The 3,019-nt window shown below is 68.8% G+C and carries 2 protein-coding genes; one reads left to right on the forward strand and one right to left on the reverse strand.

The genetic code is table 11. The features are described from left to right. Positions 1 to 1,491, forward strand: a 1,491-nt coding sequence (gene hisS / locus JHC99_RS18205; RefSeq protein ID WP_292156097.1) for a histidine--tRNA ligase, incomplete at its 5' end; no start/stop codon positions are given. A gap of 366 nt (positions 1,492 to 1,857) precedes the next feature. On the opposite strand, the gene JHC99_RS18210 is transcribed toward hisS, so the two are convergent. Further along, a partial coding sequence (locus JHC99_RS18210; RefSeq protein ID WP_292156099.1) for an MFS transporter occupies positions 1,858 to 3,019 on the reverse strand: 1,162 nt, incomplete at its 5' end.

Below are 3,019 nucleotides of genomic sequence, written 5' to 3' on the forward strand. Positions count from 1 at the left end.
GCCCCGACACGTCCCGAAGCCCGCGCCCCCAGAGGTTTCGCCGACCGCCGCGGCACTGACCTGGTCGCCCAGCGCCGGATCGTGGCCCGGGTGTCGGAGGTCTACGAGCGCTGGGGCTTCGAACCGCTGGAGACCGGCGCGTTTGAATACGCCGATGCGCTCGGCAAATTCCTGCCCGATGCGGATCGTCCCAACGAAGGCGTCTTCGCGCTCCAGGACGACGACGACCAGTGGATGGCGCTGCGCTACGACCTGACCGCGCCGCTGGCCCGGTTCGCCGCCGAACAGTGGGAGACCCTGCCCAAGCCGTTCCGCCGCTATGCGTTCGGACCGGTGTGGCGCAACGAAAAGCCCGGCCCCGGCCGGTTCCGCGAGTTCTGGCAGTGCGACGCCGACACCGTCGGCTCCGACCGCCCCGAGGCGGATGCCGAAATCATCGCCATGGCCTGTGCGGGCCTGAAGGCGGCGGGGCTGGAGGACGGTCAGGCCGTGGTCCGGGTCTCGAACCGCAAACTGTTCGACGGCCTGTTCGACGCGGGCGGCGTCACCGATCCGGTCCAGCGGCTGACGGCCCTGCGCGCCGTGGACAAGTTCGATCGGCTGGGGTGGGAGGGTGTCTCGGCCCTGCTCGGCGAAGGGCGGCTGGACGAAAGCGGCGACTACACCAAGGGCGCGCGGCTGCCGACGGCGGTCGCCTCGACCATCCAGGCCTTCCTGGCCTGCGCCGGCGACCCGACCCTGACGCGGTCCCAGACGCTGGACGCCGTGGCCGCGACCGGTGGCCTGGGTGAGGCGGGCGAGGCGGCGCTGGCCGAACTGTCCGGCATCGACACGGCCCTGACGGCGATGGGCGTGGCCCAGGATCAGGTGCGGTTCGACCCGACCATCGTACGGGGGCTGGAATACTATACCGGTGCCGTCTTCGAGGCTGAGTTGTTGCTGGACACCACCGACGAAAAAGGCCGTCCCGTGCGGTTCGGCTCGATCGGCGGCGGCGGGCGCTATGACGATCTGGTCGCGCGGTTCACAGGACAGCCGGTCCCGGCGACAGGGTTCTCGTTCGGGGTGTCGCGCCTGGCGTCGGCCCTGCGCGCGGCGGGACGGGTCGATGCGGCCCGGCGCGGCCCCGTGGTGGTCATCGTCTTCTCGCAGGACGACATGGCCCACTACCTCGATGCGGTGGCGGAACTGCGCAACGCCGGCATCGCCGCCGAGCTCTATCTCGGCCGCGCAGGCATGAAGGCCCAGATGAAGTATGCCGATCGCCGGAACGCTCCGGCCGCCATCATGCTGGGCGGCGACGAGATCGCGGCCGGTCAGGTGACGATCAAGGATCTGGACGCCGGACGCGTTCTGGCCGCCGGCGTGGCCGACAACGAGGCGTGGAAGGCGGCACGCCCGGGACAATCAACGGTGGCTCGCACAGAGCTGGTGAGAACCATTCGCACGATTATCGACGAACCCTCGATAAATACCCCGCCTCACGGATGAGTTATCGACGATTACTCACAAAAGAGCCTGATTTCGCTTGAGGCTTGATTGACCCGGATCAGGCATTCGGGTCATTTCCCCTCACACCGGACGGCGAGGCGCGGAAGCGCACAAACGCTGGATGGAGGCGTTTCGGGGAGGAAACGTCCGCTCCACAGAGAGCGTGAAAGCCCGCTGCGATGTATCCCCCGCAGCGGGCTTTTTCGCGCCTTGTGCTTGGCCCGCGAGCGCGCCGGGCGGCTTCGCCGCCGCGCTATCGCTCGGCTCGCGGAGCCTCACTACTTGAGCGCAAGACTCATTCAGTTGCTCCTTGCGCGATGACCTGGGGCTCAAACAGTGAGCGACCGCGTCGCGAGCGGTAGCCACTCACTCCAGCCTGTCCGCCTTCCTCAAGCCTGGGAACATCGCCGCCCAGATGCCGGTGGCCGCCAGGGCACCGACGCCGCCGACCACGGCCGCCCCGACCGCGCCCAGGATCCGCACCATCACGCCCGAATAGGCCTCGCCCAGTTCGTTGGACGCCCCGATGAACAGCATCGAGACCGACGAGACCCGGCCGCGCATATGATCGGGCGTGGCCAGCTGGATCAGGGTCTGGCGGATGTTGACGCTGATCATGTCGGCCGCCCCGCCGACGAACAGGGCCGCCGCCGACAGCCAGACGATCTTGGACAGACCAAAGGTCAGGGTGGCCAGGCCGAACACGGCGACCGCCGCGAACATCCAGACGCCGCCGTGCCGGACGATCGGAAACCGGCTCAGATAGATGGCCACGACCATGGCCCCGACGCCGAAGGATGCGCGCAGCAGTCCGAACCCCTCCGGCCCCACATGCAGGATGTCGCGGGCGAAGATCGGGGTCAGCAGGGCCACCCCCGCCATCAGCACGACAATCAGGTCCAGCGAGATCGCCCCGAACACCACCTTGGTCTGCCAGACATAGGCCAGCCCCTCCTTGACCGATTCGAGCGGTGACAGGGGGTTGGTCTGGGGCGCGGGCTTGCCGCTTGTGCGGATCAGGATGAAGGCGGCGGCGCCCATCAGGAACAGACCCAGCGACACCGCATAGGCCAGGGGCACATTGACCCCGACGATCACCCCGCCCAGGGCCGGCCCCGCGATGGCACCGGTCTGAAAGGCGATCGACTGGGCCGCGATCGCCGGCGGCAGGGCACGACGGCCCACGACCATGGGCAGGAAGGCCTGGCTGGCGGGGGCGAGGAAGGCCCGCGCCGCCCCGAACAGGGCCGCGACGGCCAGCAGTCCCCACAGCGGCGGATTGCCGTGCAGGGCCATCATGAGGAAGCTCAGGGCGCAACTGGCCTCGACCAGAACCGAGATCCACACCGTCATCTTGCGGTCGCGCCGATCGGCCATGGCCCCGGCCGGCAGGGTGAAGGCCAGAAGCGGCAGGAACTGGCACAGTCCGACCAGACCCAGATACAGGCTGGCCTGCTCGACCGGATGGTCCCTGCGCGCGATCTCATAGACCTGCCACAGCAGGGCCGAGGACTGGATCTGGATCGCC

Source organism: Brevundimonas sp., assembly GCF_016463485.1.
Taxonomy (GTDB): domain Bacteria; phylum Pseudomonadota; class Alphaproteobacteria; order Caulobacterales; family Caulobacteraceae; genus Brevundimonas.